The organism is Sphingomonas endophytica (genome assembly GCF_014199415.1).
GTDB lineage: Bacteria > Pseudomonadota > Alphaproteobacteria > Sphingomonadales > Sphingomonadaceae > Sphingomonas > Sphingomonas endophytica.
In genome coordinates, this window is record NZ_JACIJN010000006.1 from 128,365 (window position 1) to 153,793 (window position 25,429).

The following is a 25,429-nucleotide window of genomic DNA, read 5'->3' on the forward strand; positions in this document are numbered from 1 at the left end:
GGGCTCATGGCCGAAACTTCCACGTTGCGCGCCCGCTTGCTGGCGCGCGTCCATGTGCCCGAGGCGCTGTTGCGGCGGCTCGGCTGGGCGACGACCGGCTATATGATCGTTCAGGTCCTGCGCTTCGCCACCAATCTGGTGCTGACGCGTATCCTGGCGCCCGAGCTGTTCGGGATCATGATCCTGCTCACCTCGCTGCGCGTCGGTCTGGAATTGTTCACCGACATCGGCATCTCGCAGAACGTCGTCAGCAGCCGCAACGCCACCGATCCGCGCTTCTACAACACCGCCTGGACGCTGCAGGTGCTGCGCGGATTCGGGCTGGGCGCGGTGACCTTCCTGCTGCTGCCGCTGATCGGCCAGTTCTACGACGATCCGACGCTGCACAAGATTTTGCCGTTCATGACGATTTTCTTCGTGCTGACCGGCTGCACTTCCATCGGGCTGCCGCTGGCGATCAAGGAACTCGCGCTCGACCGCACCGCCAAATACGAAGTGACCTTCATCGCGATCGGGTCGGTGGCGCTGATCGCGTGCTCGTGGATCGCGCCGAACATCTGGGGCCTGCTCACCGGTAATATCATCGCGTCGATCGTGCCGACGATCGCCTCCTATTTCATCAAGCCGGACATCAAGCACCGGCTGATGATCGACGGAACCTATGCGCGCGAGATCATCGGCTTCGGCAAATGGGTGTTCATCTCGTCGATCGTCTATTTTCTGGCGGTCAATTTCGACCGGCTGATCCTCGCCAAATACGTCAGCTTCGCCGCGCTGGGCATCTATGGCATCGCGCGCGGGCTGGCCGACGTCTTTTCGCAGTTCAGCGTCAAGCTCGGCGCGGAGCTGATCTTTCCCAGCATCGCCGCCGCCACCGTGCGCGGCGCCGAACTGCAGCGCAAGCTCGCCCACCGCCGCTTCCAGTTCCAGGCGGCGGCGCTGGTCGCGATCGCCGGCTTCATCGCGTCGTCGGATCTGATCATCCGCATCTACGACGTGCGCTATCACGAGGCGGCGCAGCTGATCCCATGGGTCGCGATGGCCGCCTGGCTGATGATCCTCAGCACGCTCAACGAGAACCTGATGCTCGGGCTGGGCAAGCCGCATTACAGCGCGTTCGGGAATTCCGCCAAGCTGCTCGCGCTCATCGTTTTCCTGCCGCTCGGACTGGCGCGCTACGGCATCGCCGCCGCGGCGGGCGCGACCGTGCTGGCGGAAGCGTTGCGCTACCTCTGCCTGTCGCTGGGGCAGGCGCGCGAGAAGGTGACGTTCGTTCGCCAGGACGTGCTGGCCACCGTGGCGCTCGTCGCGTTGGCGTTCGCGATCCGCTGGGTCACCTACGAGATCGGGCTGACCGGCGCGCCGGGCGAGTTGTTCCGGATCACGATGTCGCGGTGACCCGTCGCCCCGCGGCGACGGGTGAAAAGCGTCAGGCGGTCGGCCCGTAATAGCCGCGATACCATTCGGCGAAGCGCTGCAACCCCTCGCGCAGCATTACCTTGGGCTGATAGCCGGTCAGCGCGTGCAGCTTCGAGACGTCGGCAAAGGTGGCGGTGACGTCGCCGGGCTGCATTGGGCGCATCACCTTCTCGGCCTTCTGACCAACCGCGTCTTCCAGCGCCTCGATCATCTCCATCAACCCGACCGGATGGCTGTCGCCGATGTTGAGCACGCGGTGCCCGCCCGCCTCGGGCGGATGGTCGAGCGCGCCGACGATTCCGTCGACGATATCGTCGATATAGGTAAAGTCGCGCGCCATCTTGCCCTCGCCGTAGACCTCGATGGCCTCGCCGCGCATGATCTTCTGCGTGAACGAGAAATAGGCCATGTCCGGGCGCCCCCACGGGCCATAGACGGTGAAGAAGCGCAGGCCGGTCTGCGGAAAGCCGTACAGCTTGGCATAGGACTGGCTCATCAGCTCGCACGCACGCTTGGTCGCGGCGTAGAGCGACACCGGATCGACCGCCGCCTCGTCCTCGGTGAAGCCCTCGCCGCCCATCGGCTTGTCGCCGTAGACCGAGCTGGAGCTGGCATAGACGAGATGCTCGAACCCCTCGGCGTGACGGCACGCTTCCATGATCGACAAATGCCCGGCGAGGTTCGACCGCTCATAGGCGAACGGGTTTTCGAGGCTGTAGCGAACGCCCGCCTGCGCGGCGAGGTGGACGACGCGGCGCACGCCTTCCTCGCGGATGATCTTCGCCATCGTCTCGGCATCGGCGATGTCGGCGCGGTGGAAGGCGAAGGTGTTGCGCCCCTGGAAGGTCGCGAGCCGCGCCTCCTTCAGCTTGGGATCGTAATAATCGTTGACGATGTCGACGCCGATCACGCGCTCGCCGCGGTCGAGCAGGCGGTGCGCGACGGCATGGCCGATGAAGCCGGCAGTGCCGGTGACCAGGATCGGATCGGTGCGGCCGCTCATGCTGTCATTCCTCGGTTCGCGCCGGGGCCGGCGCCTCTATGCTGCACCGCCTCCTAAAGATTCGCGCCCGTAACGGCAACTCGCCCCACCTCAGTCGCGCACCGACTCCGCGGGTTGCCACACCGCATAGGTCTTTCCGCCCCATACGGAATCCACCACGCCCTGCGCGACGCCCAGCAGGCTCAGCAGCGCGGCGACGATCTTCTGCGCGATCCCGATCCGCAGCCGGTTCCCGACCGCCAGCGCCACCGCGCCGCCGATCGCCAGCACCAGGATCGGCCCCGCGCCGAACAGCGCCACCGCGACCGGCAGCGCGCACAGTCCCGCGCCGGCCAGCAGGAACGGCGTCACCCATTTCAGCATCCGGTGCGAGGCATAGCCGTAGAACGCCGGCCATGGCAGCCGCCGCAGCTGCGGCCACAAGGCGCGGTGGACGTTGATCGCCTGGCACGCGATCCGCCGCTTGCGCACCCGCTCTTCCTCGGCCTCGGTGGCGCTGCGTTCGTGGACCAGCGCGTCGGTGACGGTGATCAGCCGCTTGCCCTGCGCCAGCACGACGAGGCTCACGTACAGATCGTCGATCAGGTGCGGCGGCGGCGGCCGGTGGAGGCCGCGGCGCAGCACGAACATCGCGCCATCGACCCCGATCAGCCCGACCGTCTCGCTCTCGATCGCCTTGATCGCTTCTTCGGCGCGCCAGTAAGCCGCGCCGGTCGCGGCGGCCGGGCTGTCGTCGGCATTGTCGTAATCCAGCCGCGCGCTGGTGCAGCCGATGCTGGCATCCGCGAACGGTGCGACCAGCGGCGCGATCACGTCACGGCCGTGCATCACGTTGGCGTCGGTGAACATCAGCAGCTCGGACGTCGAGCGCTCCACCAACAGGTTCATTCCATAGGTCTTGCCGTTGCGCTCGTGCGAGACGACCAGGTCGATGCGGTCGGCGAACTCGCGCAGGATCTCGATCGTGCCGTCCTGCGGCCCGTCGGCATAAACGTGGATCGTCGCATTGCCGTAAGCGTCCGCCGCCTCGATCAACCGTTCCAGCCGGCGGCGGATCGAACGCGCTTCGTTATAGGCCGACATGCAGATCGCCAGCGACGGCCGCTCTGTCCCGTCATGAGACAGTTGCGACAAGGGACGACGACGAAAAAGACGCAGCGTGGCGGGGTAGATGATGAATGGATGCGCCGCCAGCAGCAGCAACAGCCCGGCGGCGGTGGCGTAGATCCAGATCATGCTAGCGTCTCGCCGTCCCCTCTTACAGCGCAGATAGCGGAGCGACCTCCACCACTTGCCCCCTGCTGTGCCCTTTGAGCCATAACGGGTATTGATATTCCTGCAAGAAGGCTCGTGACCGTCCCTAACCCTTCGGAAGATCACTTGCATTTGAAGCAACATCGCTTACCAAGTCGCCACTTCGCACGTGCGGCATACACCCGGGGGAACCATCAATATGACGAGGCTGGCGATGATGCTGTCGGCAGTGGCGCTGCTGTCGGGCTGCGCCGGACGCGGCGGCGATCTGCCGCTGCAACCCGCGTCGGCGCTGGGGCGCGAGCGGGCGACCCCGGTGGACGCGACCTATCAGCTGGGCGTCGGTGACCAGATCGCGCTCGCCGTCTATGGCGAACCCGATCTCACCCGCACTTATGCGATCAACCCCAATGGCACGATCGAAGTGCCGCTGGCGGGAACGATCAAGGCGCAGGGCATGACGATCGACGCGGTCAGCGCGCTGATCCGCGACCGGCTCGCCGACGGTTATCTCCGCAATCCCAGCGTGACGGGCTCGATCGTCACCTATCGTCCGTTCTATATCCTCGGCGAGGTCAACAAGCCGGGCCAGTATCCGTACCAGACCGGCATGACGCTGGAAGGCGCGGTGGCGCTGGCGGGCGGCTACACCTATCGCGCGCAGAAGAACCATGTCTTCATCCGCCCCGAGACCGGCGGCGGTGAAACCAAGGTCGAGGCGACGCCCGAGATGGCGGTGCGGCCGGGCGACACGATCCGCTTCGCCGAACGATTCTTCTGACATCGGTGATGGCTCGCATGTCGCCTGCCTCTGACCGTCGTGCCCGGCGGTGGCATCGTGTCGCGCCGCGGCTGCTCGCGGCGACGGCGCTGTTCGCGGTCGGTGTGCCGGCCGCGCAGGCCCAGACGTCGCGCTCGGTGCTGGATACCGGCATCCCCTTCGACCTGCCCGACACCGACCGCGTCACGGTCTTGCAGCGCCCGCATCCCGAATTGCAGGCGCTGGGCGTCCATGCCGGCGCGTTCCTGGTCTTTCCGCAGATCGATATGGCCGCCAACGCGACCAGCAACGTCTTCGGTGCGACGACCGATACCGTGTCGGACGCCTATGCGACGATCGCGCCGCGTATCGACGCGCGCAGCGACTGGTCGCGGCACCAGTTGCTGGCGCACGCACGCGGCACGTTCCGCCGCTATCTCGATTATCCGATCAAGAACGAGGACGGCTACGACATCGGCGTCGAAAGCCGGCTCGACATCTATGGTGATTCGAACCTGCGCGCGGCGGTGAACGCCGACCGCATCTACATCACGCAGCTCTCCGGCGACTTTCCGCGCTTCGCCGCGGCGTCGGTGCCGCTCGACCGGCAGGTGGCGTCGCTGCGCGGCACCTGGGCGTTCAACCGCCTGCAATTGATCGGCGACGTCAACGTCACGCGGCTGAACTACAGCGACACGCGCGCGCTCGACGGCTCGCTGATCGACCAGGACTATCTGGATCGCACCGCCACGCGGATGACCGCGCGCGCCGAATACAATATCTCGCCGGTCACCTCGTTGTTCGTGCAGGGCATCTATACGCTCCACGACTACAAGGTGGTCGATTTCGACTTCGATCGCAGCGGCGACGAACTGCGCGTGATCGGTGGCGCGGCGTTCGACCTGACGCCGCTGATCCGCACCCGGCTCGGCGTCGGCTATCTGACGCGGCATTACGACACCGCCGGGATCCAGGATCTCAACGGCCTCGCGCTCGACGCGCAGGTCGATTATCTGGTCACCGACCTGACCACGATCACGCTGACCGCGCGCCGCGACGTGCGCGACGCGATCGTGCCGGGCTCGCCGGGCTATGTCGCCGCGCGGCTGACCGCGGAGATCGACCACGAATTGCTGCGCAGCCTGATCCTGATCGCACGCGCCGATCTGGAAAAGGACGACTTCTCGCGCATCGACCGCAACGACACATTGTACCATGTCGGGGCGAGCGCGCTGTATACGCTCAACCGGTCGATGGTGCTGACGCCGTCGATCGACTATTCCAATCGCGACAGCCGCGGCGCGCAGATTGGACAACGCTTCAACGAACTACGCGCAGGGCTGAGCCTGACGCTGCGGCGCTGAGCCGCGGCGAAGGCAGAACAAAAGGGTAAGCAATGGCGGAAGCGACGAACATGCGGGCCGAGGAACGCCAGGATCTGGCCGGCCTCTTCTCGCGGCTGAAGCGGCATTTGCCGATCATCCTGGCGTGCGTCGTCGGGATGGTGGTGGCCGCCTGGGCGATCAGCAAGGTGCTGCCGCGCCGCTACACCGCCGCCGCGCAGCTCGAATATACGCCGCAGAGCGCGGTCGCCGGCGCGCCGCAGACGCAATTGTCGGACCTTGCGCGCGACGCGAAGATCGACGCCGAGGTGCAGACGATGAAGTCGCTGCCCGTCGCGACCCGCGTCGTCGAGCAGCTCAAGCTCGACCGCGACCCCGAATTGCGCGCCGCCGCCAAGGATTTCGCGACCGACGCCGCGACCGGGAAGCAGGCGATCGCCGGGGCGCTGCTCACCAACCTGAACGCCGCGCGCGTCGGCACCACCTCGCTGTTCGAGGTCGGCTATACCGACAAGAACCCGCTCAAGGCGATGCAGATCGCCAATGCCTTCGCGCAGGCGTTCATGGCCGAGGATCTCGAAACCAAGGCATCCGAATACAAGGAAGTCGATTCGCGACTCAACGGCCAGCTCGACGAGCTGCGCCGCAAGGTGGAGCAGGCCGATGCCGCGGTGGCGGCCTTCCGGGTCCGCAACAACCTGCTCGGCCTTCCCGACTCGGTGACCGCCGAGCAGGAGATTTCCTCGATCCGCGGCGCGCTCGCCTCGGCGCGCGCCGAAGAGGCCGCCGCCCGCGCGCGCAGCGGCGCCAGCGGCTCGACGATCGTCGGCGGCGGCACCAACAGCCCGTACAGCACCGCCACCATGTCGTCGCTGCGCCAGCAGCGCGCGCAGGTCGCGGCGCGCGTCGCCGCGCTCCAGTCGCGTTATGGCGAGCGCTATCCGGCGCTGGCCGATGCACGCAAGGAACTCGACGCGATCGACGCGCAGCTCAGCCGCGAGATGCGCGACCTGTCGCGCTCGGCGGGCAATGCCTCGCAGGCCGCCGGATCGACCACGGCCTCGCTGGAGGCGAGCCTCGCCGCCGCGCAGGCGCGCCTCGCCGGCAACGTCCGTGCCTCGGTCGAGCTCGCCGATCTGCAGCGCACCGCACAGAACGCGCGCGACGCCTATCAGCAATTGCTCAACACCAGCACGCAGCAGAACGCGCAGCAGTCGATCGTCCGCCCGGACAGCCGCATCGCCGCCCCGGCGTCGCTGCCGCTGACCCCCAGCTCGCCGAACGTTCCGGTGCTGCTGTTCATGGGCGCGGTGCTCGGGCTCGCGATCGGTCTGGCCATCGCCTATGTCCGTGAGCGCTGGGTGCAGGGTCTCGACACGGTCGACGATATCGAGACGATGCTCGGGGTCGATTACTTCAACAGCGTGCCGACCCCGGCCAGCTCGATCGAGAAGCCGCGCACCAGCGATCCCGCCGAGGCGACGCTGCTCCACCCGCTGTCCGCGTATACCGAGGCGTATCGCAACCTCGCGACCAGCCTGAGCTTCACCGCCGCGTCGGTGCAGGGCGGCAAGATCCTCGGCATCACCTCGGCGCTGCCCAAGGAGGGCAAGACCACGACCTCGACCTCGGTCGCGCGCGTGCTCGCCACCGGCGGATCGCGCACCTTGCTGCTCGACACCGATCTGCGCCGCCGCTCGGTGTCGGTCGCGCTCGCTCCGCAGGCGCGTATCGGGCTCGGCGAAGTGCTGGCCGGCACCGCGACGCTCGACGACGTGATCGTGCGCGAAGAGCAGACCGGGCTCGAGGTGCTGCCACTCGCGCCGACCGCCGGAACCTCGTCGCACATCTTCGAGACACCGGAGTTCAGCGCGCTGCTCGCCGAGCTGCGCCGCCGCTACGAACATGTCGTGGTCGATACCGCGCCGGTGCTCGCGGTCGCCGACACCCGCGTGCTCGCGCATCACTTCGACGCGCTCGCGCTGCTGGTCCGCTGGCGCTACACCCCGGCGCGCGCCGCGCGCGCCGCGCTGCACCAGATCTCATCGGTCGGCGCGGGCGTCACCGGCGTCGCGCTGACGATGGTCAACCTCAAGGTCCAGTCGCAGTCCGGCTTCGGCGATCCGTCGGGCTACGCCGATTACATGAAGGACTATTACGCGCAGTCGTGATCCGGCATCCACCGGATCACCAGCACGCCGCCCGATGGCCTCTTTCCCTCTCCAGAGCCTGACCGGGCGGCTCCGCGACCGGCGGCTGGCGCGATTGTTCGCGCTGGCCGACCAAGGGTTCCAGGGCCTCGGGAGCATCGCCGCCAGCGCGATCCTCGGCCGCCACCTCGCCCCCGATGCGTTCGGTGCGGTCGGGGTCGCGATCGGCGCCTATTATTTCGTCGCGGGCTTCCACCGCTCGCTCATCACGCTGCCCTATGTCACCGAGCATCGCGACCACGGCGACGTCGCCGACGATCGCCGCTACCATTCCGACTGGTGGTGGCTGAACGTCGCCGCGGCGCTGGTGCTGGCGGTCGGGCTGGTCGCGATCGCGGCGCTGGTGCAGGTCGCGCTGCCCGCGCAACGCTGGCTCGCCGAACCGCTGCTGCTCGGCGCGGGGATCACTCCGCCGCTGCTCGCTGCCGATTTCGTCCGCCGGTGGTTCTACAAGCAGGAGCGCGCGTGGCTGGCGGCGCTGGTCTCCGCGCTGTTCTTCGTCGCGCTGATCGGCGGGGCGCTGGTCGCCGCCACCATCCGCCCCGATGCGGTCGCCGGTGCGCTGGCCTGGGGCGTGTCCGCGACCCTGGCGACGCTGTTCGCGCTGCTGCTGCTCCGCCCCGCCGCCCCCGCCGCGTCGCGCGCGTGGCGGCGCTTCGCCCCGCACGGCCGGTTCGCAGGCTGGCTGGCGCTCAACATCTTTCCCTATACGGTCTACAGCACCGCGACGGTCGTGATCCTGATCGGCGCGCTGCTCGGCCCCGGCGCGGCGGCGGTGTTCACCGCGGCGCGCACGCTCACCAACCCGGCGGTCAGCATCGTCTCGGCGATCGATTCGACCGACAAGCCCCGCGCCGCCGCCGCGCTCGCAAAGGATGGCGGGCCGGGGCTGCGGAGCGCGATCGGCAACACGCGCCGCACGCTGATCGTGCTGACCGGCGGCTATCTCGCGCTGGTCGCGCTGTTCGCGCATCCGCTGATCGCTTTGGTCTTCCACGGCCAGTATGCCGGGGTCGAACAGAACGTGCAGCTCCTGTGCGCCGCCTTCTTCCTGTTCTGCCTCAACCAGCCGTCGGAGACGCTGCTGATCGTGCTGCGCGCCAGCCGCACGATGTTCGTCACCCGCGCCGCCACTGCCCTGGTCACGCTCGCCGCGCTGGTGCTCGCGATCCCGCACGGCATCCCCGGCATGGCGATTGCGATCGCGGTCAGCCAGCTCGCCAATATCCTGTTGCTCACCATCGCCGAGCGCCACGCGCTCGGCCGCCTTGTTTCATCGGAGCCAACGGCATGACGATCCGCTTTTCCGTCGTGGTGCTCACCTACGCCCGCGACCAGATTCTCGCCGACACGCTGACCCGGCTCCACGACCGCCTCGGCGCGCGCGACGATTATGAGCTGATCCTCGTCGACAACAATGCCGAGCGCGGCACGCGCGAGACGCTGCTCGATCCCTTCCCGCACTGCCAGTATCTCTTCTCAGGGTTCAACAAGGGCGTCCACGCGCGCAACGACGGCTTCGACGCGGCGCGCGGCGAGTTCATCGTGCTGCTCGACGACGACGTGCTGGTCGAGACGCCGGACATGCTCGACCTGTTCGCCGCGCGCTTCGACGAGGACGACCGCCTCGGCGCGATCACCGTGCGCAAGCACGTCCGCGGCGAGACGCGCCGCCGCGTCGACCTGATCCCGCACACCCGCAAGGACGTCGACCTCACCCAGCCGTTCCTCACCTTCCGCTTCGTCGGCGGGTGCGTCGCGTTCCGCACCGCCTGCCTGCGCGAGGTTGGCGGCTTCCTGCCCGACTTCTTCTACGGGCTGGAGGAGATCGAGCTGTCGTACCGGATCATCGATGCCGGCTGGCGGATCCGCTACGACCCCGCGATCAGCTGCGAGGAGCTGGAGCATCCCGCCGGGCGCGACGCCAAGAAGCGCGTCCAGACGCAGCGGCTGGCGAACAAATATATCATCAGCTATCTCCGGATGCCTTTCCCGGAGGTGCTGGTGAACGCCGCGCTCTTCACGCCCTATCTGCTGATGCGCCAGCGCGGCCAGGCCAGCGTCACCGGCGCGGTGCGCAAATTCCTTGACTGGCGCAAACGCAACGACCGGCCGCAGCGCAAGGCAATCTCGCGGCAGACCGCCGCCTATATCCGCGCATGCGGCGGCTCGGTGTGGAAATGATCGTGCGCATGGCGCTGCTCGCGGCGGCGATCTGGGCGGGCTGGTCCGCCACCCCGAACGGCGGTGCGGCGCTCGACCGCGCGCGGCTGCGTCCCGCCTTCGCCGAGGATTTCGACCGCGCGCCCGATTTCTGGCACGCCGAGAAGAACCCGAAGGGGCGCTGGAAGACCAATTACTGGTTCGGCGTCCAGCCGACCCGCGCTGAAAAGGGCTGGGAGCCGCGCACGCTCGTCCCGAACGGCGAACTGGAATATTACGGCGATCCCGCCGAGGGCATGTCGGCGTTCGAGTGGCAGCCGGGCGTGCTGACGATCGCCGCGCGCCCCAATCCGTTCCGCGCCGATCCGATCACCAACCACCTGCCCTATCTGTCGGGGATGATCTCCAGCGAGCGGTCGTTCCATTTCACTTACGGCTATGTCGAGGCGCGCGTCGCCTTCCCGAGCGGCAAGGGCATCTGGCCGGCCTTCTGGCTGCTCCCGGTGCCGGCGGTGAAACAGGGCAAGCAGCAGCAGCCCGGCCCGCTCGAGATCGACATCTTCGAATCGATCGGCGAGCCCGGCAAACTCTATTTCACCTATTTCCCGGACCTGCCGAACAACCAGAAGAAGGGCGACGGGATGCCGTGGCAGAGCGGCACCGATCTGTCGCAATTCCATACCTATGGCATGATGGTGACGCCCAAGGAGCTGGTCTGGTATTTCGACGACCGCGTCGTGCGCCGCGCGCCGAACAGGGATTATCACCAGCCGCTCTACATGATCCTCAACCTCGCGATCGGCGGCACCTGGCCGGGCGCGCCGACCGCCGATCAGAAATGGCCGGCGCGGATGAAGATCGACTGGGTGCGCGGCTACCGGGTCGCCGGCCAGTGACCGCCGTCTCGCGCCTCGGGCTGGGCGGCAGCAAGTTCGGCTCCTTCGCCAACCCCGCCCCCGCCGCCGACAGCGAGCGGCTGGTCCGCACCGCGCTCGACCTCGGCGTCACGCTGCTCGACACCGCCAGCATCTATGGCCAGGGCGACAGCGAGCGGATCATCGGCCGTGCGATCGCCGGGCGACGCGACGCGGCGTTCGTCGTCACCAAGGGCGGGCAGACCTTTTCCGCCAAATACCGGCTGCTGCGCACCGCCAAACCGCTGATCCGCGCGGTGCTCGCGCGGCGTGGCGGCGCGGGCAACGCGGTGACTGCGCAGCGCGCCGATGCGATCAGCGCCGACTGGCGGCCGCGCGTGATCGTCGCCAGTCTGGAGGCGTCGCTCAGGCGGCTGCGCACCGATCGCGTCGAGGCGTTCCTGCTCCACAGCCCGCCCGCGCATGTCGCCGCTGACGCCGAGCTGGCGCTGGCGCTGGTCGCCGCGCGCGCCAGCGGCAAGGCGCTGCGGATCGGCGTGTCGTGCGACGATCTCGCCACGCTCGACGCCGCGCTCGACCAGCCCGGCTATGACGTGCTGGAGCTGCCGTGGGACGTGCTCACCGCGCTCGGCAAGCGCGCCGAGACGATCCGCGCGCGCGGGCATCTGGTGCTCGCGCGCGAGGTGGTGACGCTGCAACCCGGCCTTACCCCCGCGCAGGCGGTGGCGCGCGCGATCGCCCATCCCACGGTCGATTGCACCGTGGTCGGCACCGGCAAACCCGAGCATCTGCGCGCACTCGCTGCGATCGCACGGGGATCGGCGCGATGATCGTCGACGCGCGCCGCGCCGCCTTGCCCGCGCGGATCGCGGCCGATCTGGTGATCGTCGGCGCCGGCCCGGCCGGGATCACGCTGGCGCTGACGCTGGAGGATGCCGGCTGGGACGTCATGCTGGTCGAGGCCGGTGGCGACAAGTTCGACAAGGCCGGGCAGGATTTCCTGCGCGCGCAGACGGTTTCCCCGGCGTCGCACTCGCCCGGCGAAATGTACCGACGCCGCCAGTTCGGCGGCACCAGCGCGGTATGGGGCGGGCGCTGCATTCCGTTCGATCCGATCGATTTCGAGACGCGCGACTGGATGCCCGCCGCGCGCTGGCCGATCGCGCACGAAGAGATCGCGCGCTTCTACCCGCAAGCGATGGCGCTCGCCGAGGCGGGGGCACTCGACGTCACCGCCGCCGCCGCCGACCCGCGCGAGGCCGATCCCGCGCTTCCCGGCACCGGCGGCGATGCGATCACCGAGCGCGTCGAGCGGTTCAGCCACCCGACCGATTTCGGCGGCTGGTATCGCAAGCGGCTCGCCGCCGCGCCGCGGCTGCGCGTCCTCACCAACGCGCCCGTAGACCAGATCCTCACCGCCGACGACGGCGCGGTCGCCAGCGGCGTCCGCCTGCGCCTGCCCGATGGCGCGAAGGTGACGGTCGCCGCACCGCGCGTCGTCATCGCCGCGGGCGGGATCGAGACCGCGCGGCTGCTGCTCGCCAGCGACGAGGCGCGCGGCTGCGGGCTCGGCAACGAGCACGATCTGGTCGGGCGCTATTACCAATGCCATCTGGAGGGTACGCTCGGCTCGATCGCCTTCCACCCGCCCGCCGGGCACGACCGCTTCGACTATTTCCGCTCGCACGACGGCATCTATTGCCGCCGCTATCTGTGGCTGTCGCCCGAGGCGCAGCGGCGCGAGCGGCTCGCGAACATGGTGCTGCGCCCCGCGCACCCCAGCATCGTCGACCCCGCGCACCGCCATCCCGTGCTGTCGGCGATGTACCTCGCCAAGAACATGATCGTTCCCGAATATGCGCGCAAGATGACCGCGCTGGAGCATGACGCGCGTGCGCAGCGCGGCGGCTCGTCGGCGTCGTTCCATGCCGCGCATTTCCGCAACGTGCTGCTCGGCGCGCCGCGGCTGGCGGGGTTTGCGCTCGACTGGACGCGCCGCCGCATCCTCGCGCAGCGCAAGCTGCCGAGCGTGCTGCTCGCCGAACCGGGCGGCGTTTACCCGCTCGACCTCAACGGCGAGCAGGAGCCGCACCGCGACAGCCGCGTGATGCTCGGCAACGAGATCGACGGCGCGGGCATGCGCCGCGCGATCATCGACTGGCGCTGCACCGCGGCGGACCGCGCGCGGATGATCGCGGGCGTGCGCGTGATCGCGGCGGCGGTGAACCGCAGCGGCCTGGCGACGATCACGCTGACCGATGACGAGGCGCAGGCGTGGAGCGACCATCCGGTGCCGGTCGGCGGTCATCATATCGGCACCGCGCGTATGGCGGCGACTGCGGCGGACGGCGTGTGCGACGCCAATGCCGAGCTTTTCGGGACGCGCGGCGTGTTCATCGCCGGCGCGGCGAGCTTTCCGACCTCGAGCTTCGCCAATCCGACGCTGACGCTGCTCGCGCAGACCCTGCGGCTGGCGGAGCATCTGCGCAGCGCGCGCTGACCCGCTCGCTCCAAAGCGGGACAGGCGCATCTCTGTCGTCAGACCGTCCCGCGATCGTCACGACCACGTAACAGCGAGGCGCCAGCGCAACGGTTAACAGGAGATTAACCCGATGCGCCCTTACGCCTTGCTTACCGCTGCCGCCATCGCCGCACTCACCCCCGTGTCGGCGGGAGCGGTGACGCTCATCTCGACCTTCTCGGTTGGCAATGGTCCCGATCTGTCCGGCCTGTCCAATGTCGGCGACAATCGTCTCGGCGGTTTCGGATCGGACCTCAGCTACGACGCCGGCACCGGCACCTTCTGGGGCACCACCGATCGCGGGCCGGGCGGCGGCGTACTGTCCTACACCCCGCGGATGCAGGGCTTCACGCTCGACATCGACGCGGGCGGCAGGATCAACGGCTTCACGCTGACCAACACCGTCCTCTACCATGACGGCGCGAACAATTATAACGGCCTCAACCCGCAATTGCTGAACGGCAGCGTCGCCGACCTCGGCCGCTCGTTCGATCCCGAGGGGCTGGCGCGGTTGCCGAACGGCAATTTCCTCGTCTCCGACGAATATGGCCCGTCGGTCTATGAGTTCCGCACCGACGGCCAGTTCGTCCGCGCGTTCGAGGTGCCCGCCAACCTCGTCCCGCACGACCAGAAGGGCGGAGTCGATTATGTCGGCGGTGCGGGCACGATCGTGAACGGCCGGCAGGACAATCGCGGCTTCGAGGGGTTGACCGTCAGCAAGGACGGCAAGACCGCTTATGCGATCCTCCAGGACCCGCTGGTCAACGAAGGCCGCGCGCCGGACGGCGCGGCGAACGGCGTCTACAGCCGCAACACCCGCATCGTCGAGTTCGACGTCGCCTCGGGCAAGCAGACCAAGCAATATGTCTATCAGCTCGCCTCGGTCGACGAGATCAACGCCGGGCTGACCAAGAACCAGTTCGACGCCGACAAGCAGGGTCGCTCGATCGGCGTCTCGTCGTTGCAGGCGGTCGGCGACAACAAATTGCTGGTGCTCGAGCGCGACAATCGCGGCTTCGGCGTCGACGATCCCAACGGCAAGAAGCAGGTCGGCGACAAGCGCGTCTATGAGGTCGACCTGACCAACGCCACCGACGTCAAGGACGTCAGCCTCGCCGGCACCAACGATCTGCCGGCCGGCGTCACCCCGGTCGCCAAGAGCGCGACCCCGTTCCTCGACATCGCCGCCGCGTTGAAGGCTGCCGGCTATCCGGTCCCCGAGAAGATCGAAGGCTTTTCGTTCGGCCCGCGGCTGGCGGACGGCAGCTATTCGCTGATCGTCGTCACCGACAACGATTATTCGGTCACGCAATCGGGCAGCGGCGAGCAGTTCGACGTCTGCACCGGCGGTCTGGCGGGCAAGGGCGGCAGTGCGGAGGTCAAGCTCGGCGCCTCGTGCCCGAAGGGCAAGACGCTGATCCCGACCATGATCTACAGCTTCAAGGTCGGCGCCGACGACTATGTGAAGCTGACCGGTGCGGTGCCGGAGCCGAAGACCTGGGCGATGATGCTCGCCGGCTTCGGCGTGATCGGCGCCGCATTGCGCCGCCGCCGCAAGCCGGTCTTCCGCGCTCTGGTGTAAGACGCCGCCCCGCCGCCCCGGACCGGACCCCGGGGCGACGGTCGGCGCTCAGCGTGCCCGTCGTTCCGGCAGCACCCGGTCGACCCACGCGCCCAGCCGCCCGTGCGACCATGCGACCGCGCGGTACACAGCCAGCACCTTGCGCGCCCACGCCGTGTAGAGCCACGGCCGCCCGCTGCGCAGCGCGGCACGCGCGATCCGGTGGCTGTCGCGGGCGATCATGTGCCGCATCCGGTAGACCAGCTTGCGCCGTGCCGGCAGTGCCGCCGAGGGCGCGACGCGCTTTACCGGTCGCAGCGCATCACCGCCGCGCCGCCATGTCAGCCGGTACGCCAGTCCCTCGCGACGATGCCGGAAGCCCGCCGCCTGCGTCTGCTCGACGAACGCCGCATCGACCTCGGTCAGCGCCAGCCGCCCGTCGGCGACCGCGCCCGCGATCATCGCATGAACCGCCGGCGAGCGCGCGATCACCACGTTGGTCCCGCGCCCGTCCAAGGAATAGGGCTCGACCCATGCATCGCCGAACGCGACATCGGCGGTCTCGGCAACGACATCGTCGCACCAGTCGCACGCCGGATTCTGGAAGAACCCCGCGCCCCAGTCGCCATCGGCGAGATGCCACCAATCCTCGGCGCGCGCGCTGCCGTCGTCGAGCGTCAGATGCGCACGATACCAATTGGCCGGGCGCGTGGCGTCCTTGATCCGGTAATCGACCGCGCGCACCCGCGCGATCGGCGTATCGAGCTGCCACGCGAAGCTGTCGACCAGCCGCGCGCTCTTCTGGTGCCCGCAGAACAGCCCGAGCAGGTGCGTCACTCGCTCGGCGATCACCGGGTCGGTGCGCCGCAACAGGTTGAGCGCCTTGATGAAGCACGGCACCGCCACCACGGCGTAGCGCCCCGGCGTGGCGCGGATCGCCGCGATCACCGCCGACAGCTCGACCGGATAATAACGCGACTTGGCGCCCCCCGCGATCTCCTCGCCGTCGCGCGATAGCCGGTAGCGGAAGAAGCGCCCGTCCGCTCCCGGATCGGCGACCGGCGCGACATGCGCGACCGCATCGACCGCGCCGGTGCGCAGCAACTCCGCCGCGACCCAGCTCACCATCCCGCCCGAGCTGCCGTTGGCGCGCACGTCGCCCTCCGCGACATGCCCGACCCACGTCGATTCGAACCGCCCGAGCAGCTCGCTGTGCGCCGGGGCGGCGGGGAAGCGCTCGGCGGCGAGCACATCCTCGTTCGCCGCGTCCGGCGAGAACGGGCATCGTGCCGGGAAATCAGCGCCGCCGGGCGTGCCCGGTTCGGGCTTCCACAATCCGTCACGATCCATCCGCATCGCCGCGGCACAGCCACCGCAGCCGATGCACAGCCCCGCGCCGACGATATCGTCCGGGCGCAGCGCCTCAGCCAAGCGCCGCGCCCAGGAAGGCGGTCGACTGCGTGCGCAGGGTGGCGATCCGTTCGCCGATCCGCGCGTCATGCGGCGCGGTCAGCAAGGTGTCGTACAGCGCGTCGGGCGTCTCCGGCGCGACGATATGCCGCTGCGCGTCGAGCGCCGCCGCCAGGTCGCGCACCTTGTTGAAGCGGTAGGAAGACGGGGCGGTCACGAACGGCGTGCCGTGGACCAGCGCGAAGACGCAGCCGTGGAAGAAGTTGGTGACCAGCGCGCTCGCCCCCGCCACGCGGTCGGCAAACGCCGCCGGCCCGGCGTCGATCTCCTGCGTATCGGCCCAGTCGTTGCGATAGCCGATGCTGTGCAGCCGCACGTCATGCCGCCGCGCCCAGCGCCGCATCGCCGCCGCCAGCCAGTCGGGAAAGCCATGGCCATAGACCAGCGCGTAGCGGTCCGCGTCGGGCACGCCGCGCGGCACCCGGTCGCCGAACTGCAGCACCGGATCGAGCACCAGCGGCGGCGTCGCGCCCAGCGCCCCACCGACCAGCGCCTGCGCATTGGCATCGCGCACCGAGATCGCGGTGAAGCGCCGCAGCCGTTCCACCCACACGTCACCGATCCCGTCGGCGGCATCATGGTTGCCGAAGCTGGCGGCATAGGACACCAGCCGCGGCGCGCGCAGCCCCTCGCCGAAGAACAAGGGGGTCGAGGCATACCAGGGGTGGCGGAAATTCCACACCTCGTCGCTCCCGACCACCACCGCATCGAGCGGTGCGAGCCCTTCCGGATCGTCGAGCGCGAAGGTTGCCGAGCGCGGCAGCTGCTCGATCGCCTCGACGAACCGCCGCGCCTTCGCCTTGTACGCGCCGAGGTCGGCGGCGTGCGTCCGCTCCGGCAGCGTCGGCTGCAACGCGCACCGCCATTCGGCGCGGACCACCGCGTCGCTGTGATGATCGAGCAGCCGCGCGTCATGCCCGAGCGCGCGCAGCCCCTCGACCAGACAGCGCGCCTGCCAATAGGAGCCGTAATTGATGCAGCGGTGAAAGGTCAGGACGCCGACCTGCGCGGGGGATTCGATCATTACCCGCGACAATCTCCGGAACCGTTCGCGGTTCCGGCCCGCGTCCGTCGATCACGCTTCATCAACCTATATTCGCCACAAAACGCCGATGGACATCGTGCATCTCTACAAGTCGCTGATCGACCAGATCGTCGCCCGCGCCGGATCGGCGGAGCTGCTGCACGTCCATGTCGGCATGGCGATCTATCTCGCGACGTTGCTGGTGGTGCGGCAACGGCGTGGCGGCATCGTCGCGCTCCAGATGGTGCTCGCCGCCGAACTGGGGAACGAGGTGATGGACTGGCTCGCCGCCAGTTCGCAATGGTCATGGTCCGACACGATCTCCGACGTCGTGCTGACGCTGCTGTGGCCGGCCGCGATCACGGCGGTCAATGCGTGGCGCCGCCGCCGCTGGCGCAAGACCGTCGTGGCGACGGCGCGGACCACCGCGATTCCGGTTGCAGCAAGCGGACGTGTGCCAATTGCAACCACCTGAACGCTTGCCAGACGGGCGGTCGAGTCGCTAGCGGGCAAGGCTGGGATGCCGCCCGGGGGCGGTTCATTCAAGGGAGCGTCCGTCTTGCGCATTACCATGATCGGTTCGGGCTATGTCGGCCTGGTTTCAGGCACATGCTTTGCCGACTTCGGCCATGACGTGATTTGCGTCGACAAGGACAAGGGCAAGATCGACCGGCTGCTGGCCGGCAAGATGCCGATCTACGAGCCCGGCCTCGAAGACCTCGTCGCGCGCAACGTCGCGGCGGGCCGGCTGAAGTTTACCACCGACCTCAAGGAAGCGGTCGCGGGCGCGGACGCGGTGTTCATCGGCGTCGGCACGCCGACCCGCCGCGGCGACGGCCATGCCGATCTGTCCTACGTCTACGCCGCCGCCAAGGAGATCGGCGAGGCGCTGACCGGCTATACCGTGATCGTCACCAAGTCGACCGTGCCGGTCGGCACCGGCGACGAGGTCGAGCGGATCATCCGTGAGGCCGCACCGAACGCCGAGTTCGGCGTCGTCTCCAACCCGGAATTCCTGCGCGAGGGCGCGGCGATCGACGACTTCAAGCGTCCCGACCGGATCGTGATCGGCTCGGGCGACGACCGCGCGACCGAGGTGATGCGGCAGGTCTACCGCCCGCTGTACCTCAACGCCGCGCCGATCCTCGTCACCGCGCGCCGCACCGCCGAGCTGATCAAATACGCCGGCAATGCGTTCCTGGCGACCAAGATCACCTTCATCAACGAGATTGCGGACCTCTGCGAGAAGGTCGGCGCCGACGTGAAGGACGTCAGCCGCGGGATCGGGCTCGACAATCGCATCGGCTCGAAGTTCCTCCACGCCGGGCCGGGCTATGGCGGGTCGTGCTTCCCCAAGGACACGCTGGCGCTGCTCAAGACCAGCCAGGACTATGACGCGCCGCAGCGGATCGTCGAGGCGGTGGTCGCGGTCAACGACAACCGCAAACGCGCGATGGGCCGCAAGATCGTCCATGCGATGGGCGACGACGTGCGCGGCAAGACGATCGCGGTGCTGGGGCTGACCTTCAAGCCGAACACCGACGACATGCGTGACTCGCCCGCGATCGCGGTGATCCAGGCGTTGCAGGATGCCGGCGCCAAGGTGAAGGCGTTCGATCCCGAGGGCACCGAACAGGCCAAGCTCGTGCTCGAGAACGTCGAATATTGCGACGGCCCGTATCAGGCGATCGAGGGCGCCGACGCGCTGGCGATCGTCACCGAGTGGGACGAGTTCCGCGCGCTCGACCTGCCGCGCGTGAAGTCGCTGCTCAAGGAGCCGATCCTGATCGACCTCCGCAACATCTACACGCCGGCCGAAGTGCAGGCGGCCGGCTTCCGCTACACCAGCATCGGCCGCTGATCGAAGACAGCGGGGCGACGCACCAGCGGTCCGTCGCCCCGCTTCTTCTCTCGCCACCGTCATCCCCGCGAAGGCTGCCCCTCCGCAGAACTTCCCGTCATCCCGGACTTGATCCGGGATCCCGCTTCTTACCTCGATCGCCAGAAAGAAGCGGGGCCCCGGATCAAGTCCGGGGCGACAAACGAGGCGATGTTCACGTCAAACGCAGGCGAGGATTGCGGAAATCCTGACCGTCGATCTGTCCCTGACCTCGCGCAAGCACCTCTCCTTCGCGGTAAAGACGAGGCCCTACCCCGCCGGTAAACACTCGCGCCGCTGGTCGACCCGATCCGCCCCACCCGGCGCGCGCGTCAGCACCGACAGCGCCCGGCACGTCCGCCCGCCTTCGGCCTCCGCCGCGCCTGCGACGACGAAGCCGTGCACCTGCCCGGCCGACTCATACCATTCCTGCACCTCGCCGCTGTGCAGCGCCGCCGCGATCGCCGCCGTACGGCTGCCGCTACCCAGCGGCACCTCGTCGGCCACTACCTTCTTGACCACCGGCGCGGTCACCGCACGCGGAACCACCGCCCGCACCGCCCGCGCTTCCACCACCGGCGGCGGCGGCGCGATCACCTGCTGCGGCACCGGCACGCTCACCGCATAGGCCCGCGTCCGCACCGGCGGCGCACGGGTTGCCGCCATCGACAGCCCGCCCGCGCTCACCGCCAGCACCACGCCCAGCACCCCGGCCGCGCGCCAGCCGCCGCCCGATCGCACCCGCGCCGGCTCATAGAATGGATAATGCGGCCCCGGCGGCGCGCAGCGATATTCGCGGGTGATCCGCAGCGGCCCCAGCTCGATCGTCGTGCGGCGGATGATGTCACGCGCGTCGGTCACTGTCGCTCCCCAGACCAGCGTCCTTCATCGGTCGCCGTGCCGCGCTTGGCAAGCAAACTCACGGCGCGATCGGCCCGTCGAACAGCAGCCCGAAATAATCGCCCTTGTTCCACACCGGCCGCTGCGGCGCATCGGCGATCTCGCGCGCGATCCGGTAATTGGCGTCGACGAAGCGCACCCCCTGATCCCACAGGATCGGCTGCGACAGGTCGTCGCACGGCTTGTGGTAGCAATTGTCCATGAACGTCGCGATCGCCGCCTTGCCCGGCCCCTTCTCGCCCGGCCACAGGAACACCGACGGCACGCCCTTCTGCACGAAGCGATAATGGTCGGAGCGGACGAAGATCGCCTGCTCGGGCATCGGATCGGGCGACAGGCCGACGCCGATCCCCGCCACCGCGCGCGCGATGATCGGCCCCAGCGTCGAGCGATCGCCGCCGAACGCCACCATATCCTCGAACTTGTAGGTCAGGATCGGCATGTCGAGGTTCACGTCGGCGACGATGTCGCCGATCGGCACGGTCGGGTGGTTCGCGAAATAGTCGCTGCCGACCAGCCCCTTCTCCTCCGCAGTCACCGCGAGGAAGAGAATGCTGCGCTTCGGCGGGGTCGCGGTCTTGAAGCGCTTCGCCGCCTCGATCAGGCTCGCGATCCCGATCCCGTCGTCGAGCGCGCCATTGTAGATCGTGTCGCCGTTCACCGCCTTGCCGACCCCGACGTGGTCGAGATGCGCCGACAGCACCACCGTCTCCTTGCCGAGCATCGGGTCGCTGCCGGGGATCATGCCGACGACGTTGCTGCTCGGGATCGCGCGGAAATTGGTGGCGCTGGCGATCGACAGCGTCCCCGCGGCGGTCGCCGGCCGCACCTTCAGCGTCTTGCGCGCCGCGCCCTTGGCGAGCGCCGGCCACGCGCGCCCGAACAGCTTCGCCGCACCCGCCGGTGAGAGCGTGCCGAGCAGCGGCGCGCCACTCGCGCTACCGGTGCCGTCCGGCTGCGCCCAGGTGATCCGCTCGGCGGCATAGCCCTTGGTCACCGACGCGAACGACGGCGCGCCGCGCCCGGCCTTGCGCACGTCGGCGATCGCGATCACCCCGACCGCGCCATGCTTGGCCGCCGCGCTCTGCCGCGCCGCCGCGCTGCCGAAGGTCGCCGACACCTCGCTCGGCAGCCCCGCCGGGGCGCCGCCGACATAGGCGACGATCTTGCCGCGCACGTCGACGCCGGCATAATCGTCCAGCCCATATTGCGGCGCTTCCAGCCCATAGCCGACAAACACCAGCGGCGCGGCGACGTTGGTCGCCTTCGCCGCCGGATTGGCCGCCGGGGTGAAGTCCTTGCCGAACGCCAGCGGCACCGCGGCACCGCCCGCCGCGGTCCACGACGCCTTGCCCTCGCCCGCGATCTTGTAGCCGGTCAGCGGCACCTTCTGCAGATAGCCGCCGTCGTCGCCCATCGGCTTGAGCCCGGCGGCATAGAATTGCGCGGCGACATATTGCGCGGCGATGTCGAACTCGGGCGACCCGACGTCGCGCCCCTTCATCGCATCCGACGCGAGGAACATCACATGCGCCTTCATCGCCGCCTGATCGGCGGGCAGCGGCGCATTGAGCGCGGCGTTGCGCGCGGCGGGCGTGGTCTGGGCGAGCGTGGTGGCGGAAAGCGCGAGCAACGGCAGGAAAGCGAACGAACGAAACATGGACACGCCCGAGTGGAAGAGGAAGGATCGCTGACCTTACGAGCGACGATGGTTGCCGTCGAGACGATCGCGCGGCTTTCCCATGGAACCACGCCCGCGTTTTCGTCATAGTCCGCGCCATGGCCGATGCCCGCACCACCCCCGTCACGCCCGCCGCCACGCGCCGCAGCGATTATACCCCGCCCGCATGGCTGGTGCCGCAGGTCGCGCTCGACTTCGCGCTCGATCCGGTCGCGACCCGCGTCCGCGCCCGCCTCGATGTGACCCGCAATGGCGATCACGACACCCCGCTCCGCCTCGACGGCGCGGGTCAGGTGCCGCTGTCGGTGACGGTCGACGGACAGGCGATCAACGACTGGCGGATCGAGGGCGAGCAGCTCGTCGTCCCGCTCTCCGGCGACGCGCATGTCGTCGAGACCGAGGTCGAGATCGCCCCCGATCGCAACACGCAATTGATGGGGCTCTACGCCTCGGGCGGCAACCTCTGCACGCAATGCGAGGCGGAGGGCTTCCGCCGCATCACCTGGTTCCCCGACCGTCCCGACGTGCTCGCGACCTACCGGGTGAAGATGACCGCCGACAAGGCACGCTTCCCGGTGCTGCTCGCCAATGGCGATCCGGTCGCGCAGGGCGACAATGCCGACGGCACGCATTGGGCGGAATGGCACGATCCGTGGCCCAAGCCGTCGTATTTGTTCGCGCTGGTGGCGGGCGACCTCGCGGTCAACCGCGGCACCTTCACCACCCGCTCGGGGCGCGAGGTACAACTCGGCATCTGGGTCCGCAGCGCCGATCTGCCCAAGACCGACCATGCGCTGGGCGCGCTCAAACTGTCGATGGCGTGGGACGAGCGCGTCTATGGCCGCGAATACGACCTCGACGTGTTCAACATCGTCGCGGTCGACGATTTCAACTTCGGCGCGATGGAGAACAAGGGGCTGAACATCTTCAACAGCCGCTACATCCTCGCCGATCCGGACACCGCCACCGATTACGATTACGACGCAATCGCCGCGGTGGTCGCGCACGAATATTTCCACAATTGGTCGGGCAACCGCATCACCTGCCGCGACTGGTTCCAGTTGAGCCTCAAGGAAGGCTTTACCGTCTACCGCGATCAGGGCTTCTCCGCCGATCAGGGCTCGGCCGCGGTCAAGCGCATCGAGGACGTGCGCGGCCTGCGCGCCGCGCAGTTTCCGGAGGATTCCGGCCCGCTCGCGCACCCGGTCCGCCCGGAAAGCTATATCGAGATCAGCAACTTCTACACCGCCACCATCTACAACAAGGGCGCGGAGCTGATCCGCATGATGGCGACGATGCTCGGGCCGCAGCGCTTCCGCGCCGCCTGCGACCTGTATTTCGACCGCTTCGACGGCACCGCCGCGACCTGCGAGGATTTCGTTGCCTGCATGGAAGAGGGCGGCGGCATCGACCTCACGCAATTCCGCCTCTGGTACAGCCAGGCCGGCACCCCGCGCGTCTCCGCCTCGCTGGTCCACGAACCCGGCAGCGGCCGTGCGACGCTCAACCTCGCGCAGAAGGTGCCCGAGACGCCCGGCCAACCGGTCAAGCAGCCGCAGGTGCTCCCGTTGCGCATCCGCCTGTTCGGCGGCGACACCGGCCAGCCGCTCGGCGACGAGCAGCTCGTGATCCTGTCCGACGCCAGCGCCAGCGTAACGTTCGAGACCGTCACCGAACGCCCGGTCGTCTCGCTCAACCGCGGCTTCTCCGCGCCGGTGATCGTCGAGAGCGACCGCAGCGCCGCCGACCTCGCCTTCCTCGCGCGCCACGACGACGATGCCTTCGCGCGCTACGAGGCGATGCAGCAATTGATGCTCGACACGCTGATCGCCGCCGCGGTCGAGGGCGAGGCCGATCCGCGCGCGGTGGTCGATGCGGTCGCCGACACGCTCGACGATCCGACGCTCGACCGCGCGTTCGTCGCCGAGGCGGTGCTGCTGCCGTCGGAGAATTTCATCGGCGACCAGCTGAGCATCGTCGATCCCGAGGCGATCTTTCGCGCGCGCGAGGATCTGCGCGCCACGCTCGGCCGCGAGCTGGAGGCGCGGTGGCGCGCCGCCTGCGACCCCGCGCTCCGCCGCCCTTACGCCTATACGCCCGAGGACAAGGGCATCCGCCGCCTGCGCAGCGTTGCGCTCGGCTATCTTGCCGCCTCCGGCGCGAGCGACGCCCCGGCGCTGGCATGGGCGCAGTTCGAGTCGGCCGACAACATGACCGACCGTCAGGGTGCGCTATCGACGCTGGTGAGCGGCCATTCGCCCGAGCGCGAGCGCGCGCTCGACCAATTCTACACCCGCTATGCCGACAATCCGCTGGTGCTCGACAAATGGTTCCAGACGCAGGCACTGTCGTCGCGCGACGACACGCCCGCGCTGGTCGCCGAACTGGCGCAGCATCCCGACTTCACGCTCGCCAACCCCAATCGCGCGCGCGCGCTGGTCGGCGCGTTCGCGGTCAACCAGCGCGCCTTCCATGCCGAGGGCGGTGCGGGCTATCGCTGGCTGACCGAACAATTGCTGGCGCTCGACAAGCTCAACCCGCAGACCTCGGCGCGGCTGTTGCCGCCGCTCGGCCGCTGGCGGCGCTTCGATCCCGTCCGCTCGGCGGCAATGCGCGCCGAGCTGGAACGGATCGTCGCGACGCCGGGGATCAGCAAGGACCTGTTCGAACAGGCGTCGAAGAGTCTGGAGGGCTAACGTCGCCCCGGACTTGATCCGCGGCCCGGCTTCTGCCCTACATGGATCATGATGACGTCAGGTCGAACATACCGTTCGTCATTGCGAGCGTAATGAAGCAATCCAAGGTGTCCTGGTCCAACACTGGATTGCTTCGCTGCGCTCGCAGTGACGGATCAAGTTGATGTCATCACGCCCCAGGCCGACCGACGTGGAAGCCCGGCGTTTGAAGAAGTGGTTAGGTCACACTGAGGCGCAGAGCATGCAGAGGTGTCGCGCATGTCGCCGATGATGCCCCTCGAAAAACAGCAGCACCGCGCCTGCAAGGATGAATCTCCGCGTACGCCGCGCCTCCGCGTGCAAGAACCTCCGTCGGCTTACGGCGGATCACCCGTCCTGAAAAATGCGACCGTCATTGCGAGCGTAGCGAAGCAATCCAGGGCGTCGTGATCCGGCCCTGGATTGCTTCGCTACACGCGCAATGACAAACCGGTTGCCCCCGATCGCCTTCCCTCAACCAACCGCGACCAGCTCCACCTTCGCCTCGCGCTCCACGCGGCGCTGCTCGGTGCGTCGCGACTGCGCCGCCATCTTCAGCCACGCGTCCTCGGATCGCTGGCAGCGTTCGCGAACGTTATCCAGCGTGGTTTCCTGCGCATCGCGGCGGTGTTGCGCGGCGATCGCTTCGAAG

18 protein-coding genes and 2 pseudogenes are annotated in these 25,429 nt (G+C 68.6%); 14 read left to right on the forward strand and 6 right to left on the reverse strand.

Annotation, left to right across the window (positions count from 1 at the left end; translation table 11 throughout):
• Positions 1-6: 6 nt before the first annotated feature.
• Entirely contained in the window at positions 7-1,398 is a 1,392-nt protein-coding gene (locus tag FHS97_RS10410; protein WP_184036881.1) for an oligosaccharide flippase family protein, read from the forward strand.
• Between the two features lie 31 nt (positions 1,399-1,429).
• On the opposite strand, the gene FHS97_RS10415 is transcribed toward FHS97_RS10410, so the two are convergent.
• Both FHS97_RS10415 and FHS97_RS10420 read right to left on the reverse strand, forming a co-directional pair.
• Positions 1,430-2,422, reverse strand: a complete 993-nt coding sequence (locus FHS97_RS10415) for an NAD-dependent epimerase/dehydratase family protein (RefSeq protein WP_184036884.1) — start codon at positions 2,420-2,422, stop codon at positions 1,430-1,432.
• 90 nt (positions 2,423-2,512) lie between these two features.
• A complete protein-coding gene (locus FHS97_RS10420) occupies positions 2,513-3,658 on the reverse strand; it encodes a glycosyltransferase (RefSeq protein ID WP_184036887.1) in 1,146 nt (381 codons plus the stop codon).
• A gap of 217 nt (positions 3,659-3,875) precedes the next feature.
• Here FHS97_RS10420 and FHS97_RS10425 point away from each other — a divergent pair, with 217 nt between their 5' ends.
• From FHS97_RS10425 to FHS97_RS17715, 10 genes and pseudogenes are all read left to right on the forward strand, one after another.
• Positions 3,876-4,457 (forward strand): polysaccharide biosynthesis/export family protein, encoded by a 582-nt coding sequence (locus tag FHS97_RS10425; RefSeq protein WP_184036890.1) that lies wholly within the window; start codon positions 3,876-3,878, stop codon positions 4,455-4,457.
• A 17-nt stretch (positions 4,458-4,474) separates the two neighbouring features.
• Positions 4,475-5,800 carry an outer membrane beta-barrel protein gene (locus tag FHS97_RS10430; protein ID WP_184036893.1) on the forward strand — a complete coding sequence of 442 codons (1,326 nt, stop codon included), beginning with the start codon at positions 4,475-4,477 and terminating at the stop codon, positions 5,798-5,800.
• 32 nt (positions 5,801-5,832) lie between these two features.
• Complete coding sequence (locus FHS97_RS10435; RefSeq protein WP_184036896.1) at positions 5,833-7,950, forward strand: GumC family protein; 2,118 nt, start codon at positions 5,833-5,835, stop codon at positions 7,948-7,950.
• Positions 7,951-7,984: 34 nt separating this feature from the next.
• The gene (locus FHS97_RS10440) at positions 7,985-9,283 is read left to right on the forward strand and encodes a lipopolysaccharide biosynthesis protein (RefSeq protein ID WP_184036899.1); all 1,299 of its coding nucleotides are present in this window, start codon (positions 7,985-7,987) and stop codon (positions 9,281-9,283) included.
• The gene (locus FHS97_RS10445; RefSeq protein WP_184036902.1) at positions 9,280-10,173 is read left to right on the forward strand and encodes a glycosyltransferase; all 894 of its coding nucleotides are present in this window, start codon (positions 9,280-9,282) and stop codon (positions 10,171-10,173) included. Before FHS97_RS10440 ends, FHS97_RS10445 begins: the two co-directional genes overlap by 4 nt.
• Positions 10,174-10,181: 8 nt before the next feature.
• Positions 10,182-11,048 carry a glycoside hydrolase family 16 protein gene (locus FHS97_RS10450; protein ID WP_184036905.1) on the forward strand — a complete coding sequence of 289 codons (867 nt, stop codon included), beginning with the start codon at positions 10,182-10,184 and terminating at the stop codon, positions 11,046-11,048.
• Positions 11,045-11,857, forward strand: a complete 813-nt coding sequence (locus FHS97_RS10455; protein ID WP_184036908.1) for an aldo/keto reductase — start codon at positions 11,045-11,047, stop codon at positions 11,855-11,857. The genes FHS97_RS10450 and FHS97_RS10455 overlap by 4 nt, the downstream gene beginning before the upstream one ends.
• The gene (locus FHS97_RS10460) at positions 11,854-13,527 is read left to right on the forward strand and encodes an FAD-dependent oxidoreductase (protein ID WP_184036911.1); all 1,674 of its coding nucleotides are present in this window, start codon (positions 11,854-11,856) and stop codon (positions 13,525-13,527) included. Before FHS97_RS10455 ends, FHS97_RS10460 begins: the two co-directional genes overlap by 4 nt.
• A gap of 112 nt (positions 13,528-13,639) precedes the next feature.
• Positions 13,640-14,836 (forward strand): annotated as a pseudogene (locus tag FHS97_RS10465) (esterase-like activity of phytase family protein); the annotation flags it as partial.
• A gap of 186 nt (positions 14,837-15,022) precedes the next feature.
• A pseudogene (locus FHS97_RS17715) lies at positions 15,023-15,130 on the forward strand (PEPxxWA-CTERM sorting domain-containing protein); the annotation flags it as partial.
• 48 nt (positions 15,131-15,178) lie between these two features.
• On the opposite strand, the gene FHS97_RS10470 reads toward FHS97_RS17715, so the two are convergent.
• Both FHS97_RS10470 and FHS97_RS10475 read right to left on the reverse strand, forming a co-directional pair.
• Positions 15,179-16,540 carry a Coenzyme F420 hydrogenase/dehydrogenase, beta subunit C-terminal domain gene (locus FHS97_RS10470; RefSeq protein ID WP_246346590.1) on the reverse strand — a complete coding sequence of 454 codons (1,362 nt, stop codon included), beginning with the start codon at positions 16,538-16,540 and terminating at the stop codon, positions 15,179-15,181.
• Positions 16,533-17,603, reverse strand: a complete 1,071-nt coding sequence (locus FHS97_RS10475) for a polysaccharide pyruvyl transferase family protein (RefSeq protein WP_184036919.1) — start codon at positions 17,601-17,603, stop codon at positions 16,533-16,535. The genes FHS97_RS10470 and FHS97_RS10475 overlap by 8 nt, the downstream gene beginning before the upstream one ends.
• An 88-nt stretch (positions 17,604-17,691) precedes the next feature.
• Here FHS97_RS10475 and FHS97_RS10480 point away from each other — a divergent pair, with 88 nt between their 5' ends.
• Positions 17,692-18,078 (forward strand): hypothetical protein, encoded by a 387-nt coding sequence (locus FHS97_RS10480; protein WP_184036922.1) that lies wholly within the window; start codon positions 17,692-17,694, stop codon positions 18,076-18,078.
• Between the two features lie 84 nt (positions 18,079-18,162).
• Entirely contained in the window at positions 18,163-19,464 is a 1,302-nt protein-coding gene (locus FHS97_RS10485) for a UDP-glucose dehydrogenase family protein (RefSeq protein ID WP_184036926.1), read from the forward strand.
• 288 nt (positions 19,465-19,752) lie between these two features.
• Here FHS97_RS10485 and FHS97_RS10490 read toward each other — a convergent pair whose 3' ends face one another.
• Both FHS97_RS10490 and FHS97_RS10495 read right to left on the reverse strand, forming a co-directional pair.
• The gene (locus FHS97_RS10490) at positions 19,753-20,343 is read right to left on the reverse strand and encodes a hypothetical protein (protein WP_184036929.1); all 591 of its coding nucleotides are present in this window, start codon (positions 20,341-20,343) and stop codon (positions 19,753-19,755) included.
• A gap of 58 nt (positions 20,344-20,401) precedes the next feature.
• Positions 20,402-22,042 carry a M28 family metallopeptidase gene (locus tag FHS97_RS10495; RefSeq protein ID WP_184036932.1) on the reverse strand — a complete coding sequence of 547 codons (1,641 nt, stop codon included), beginning with the start codon at positions 22,040-22,042 and terminating at the stop codon, positions 20,402-20,404.
• Between the two features lie 119 nt (positions 22,043-22,161).
• Between FHS97_RS10495 and pepN the strand changes: the two genes are divergently transcribed.
• Positions 22,162-24,759 carry an aminopeptidase N gene (gene pepN / locus FHS97_RS10500; RefSeq protein ID WP_184036935.1) on the forward strand — a complete coding sequence of 866 codons (2,598 nt, stop codon included), beginning with the start codon at positions 22,162-22,164 and terminating at the stop codon, positions 24,757-24,759.
• The last annotated feature ends 670 nt before the right edge of the window (positions 24,760-25,429 follow it).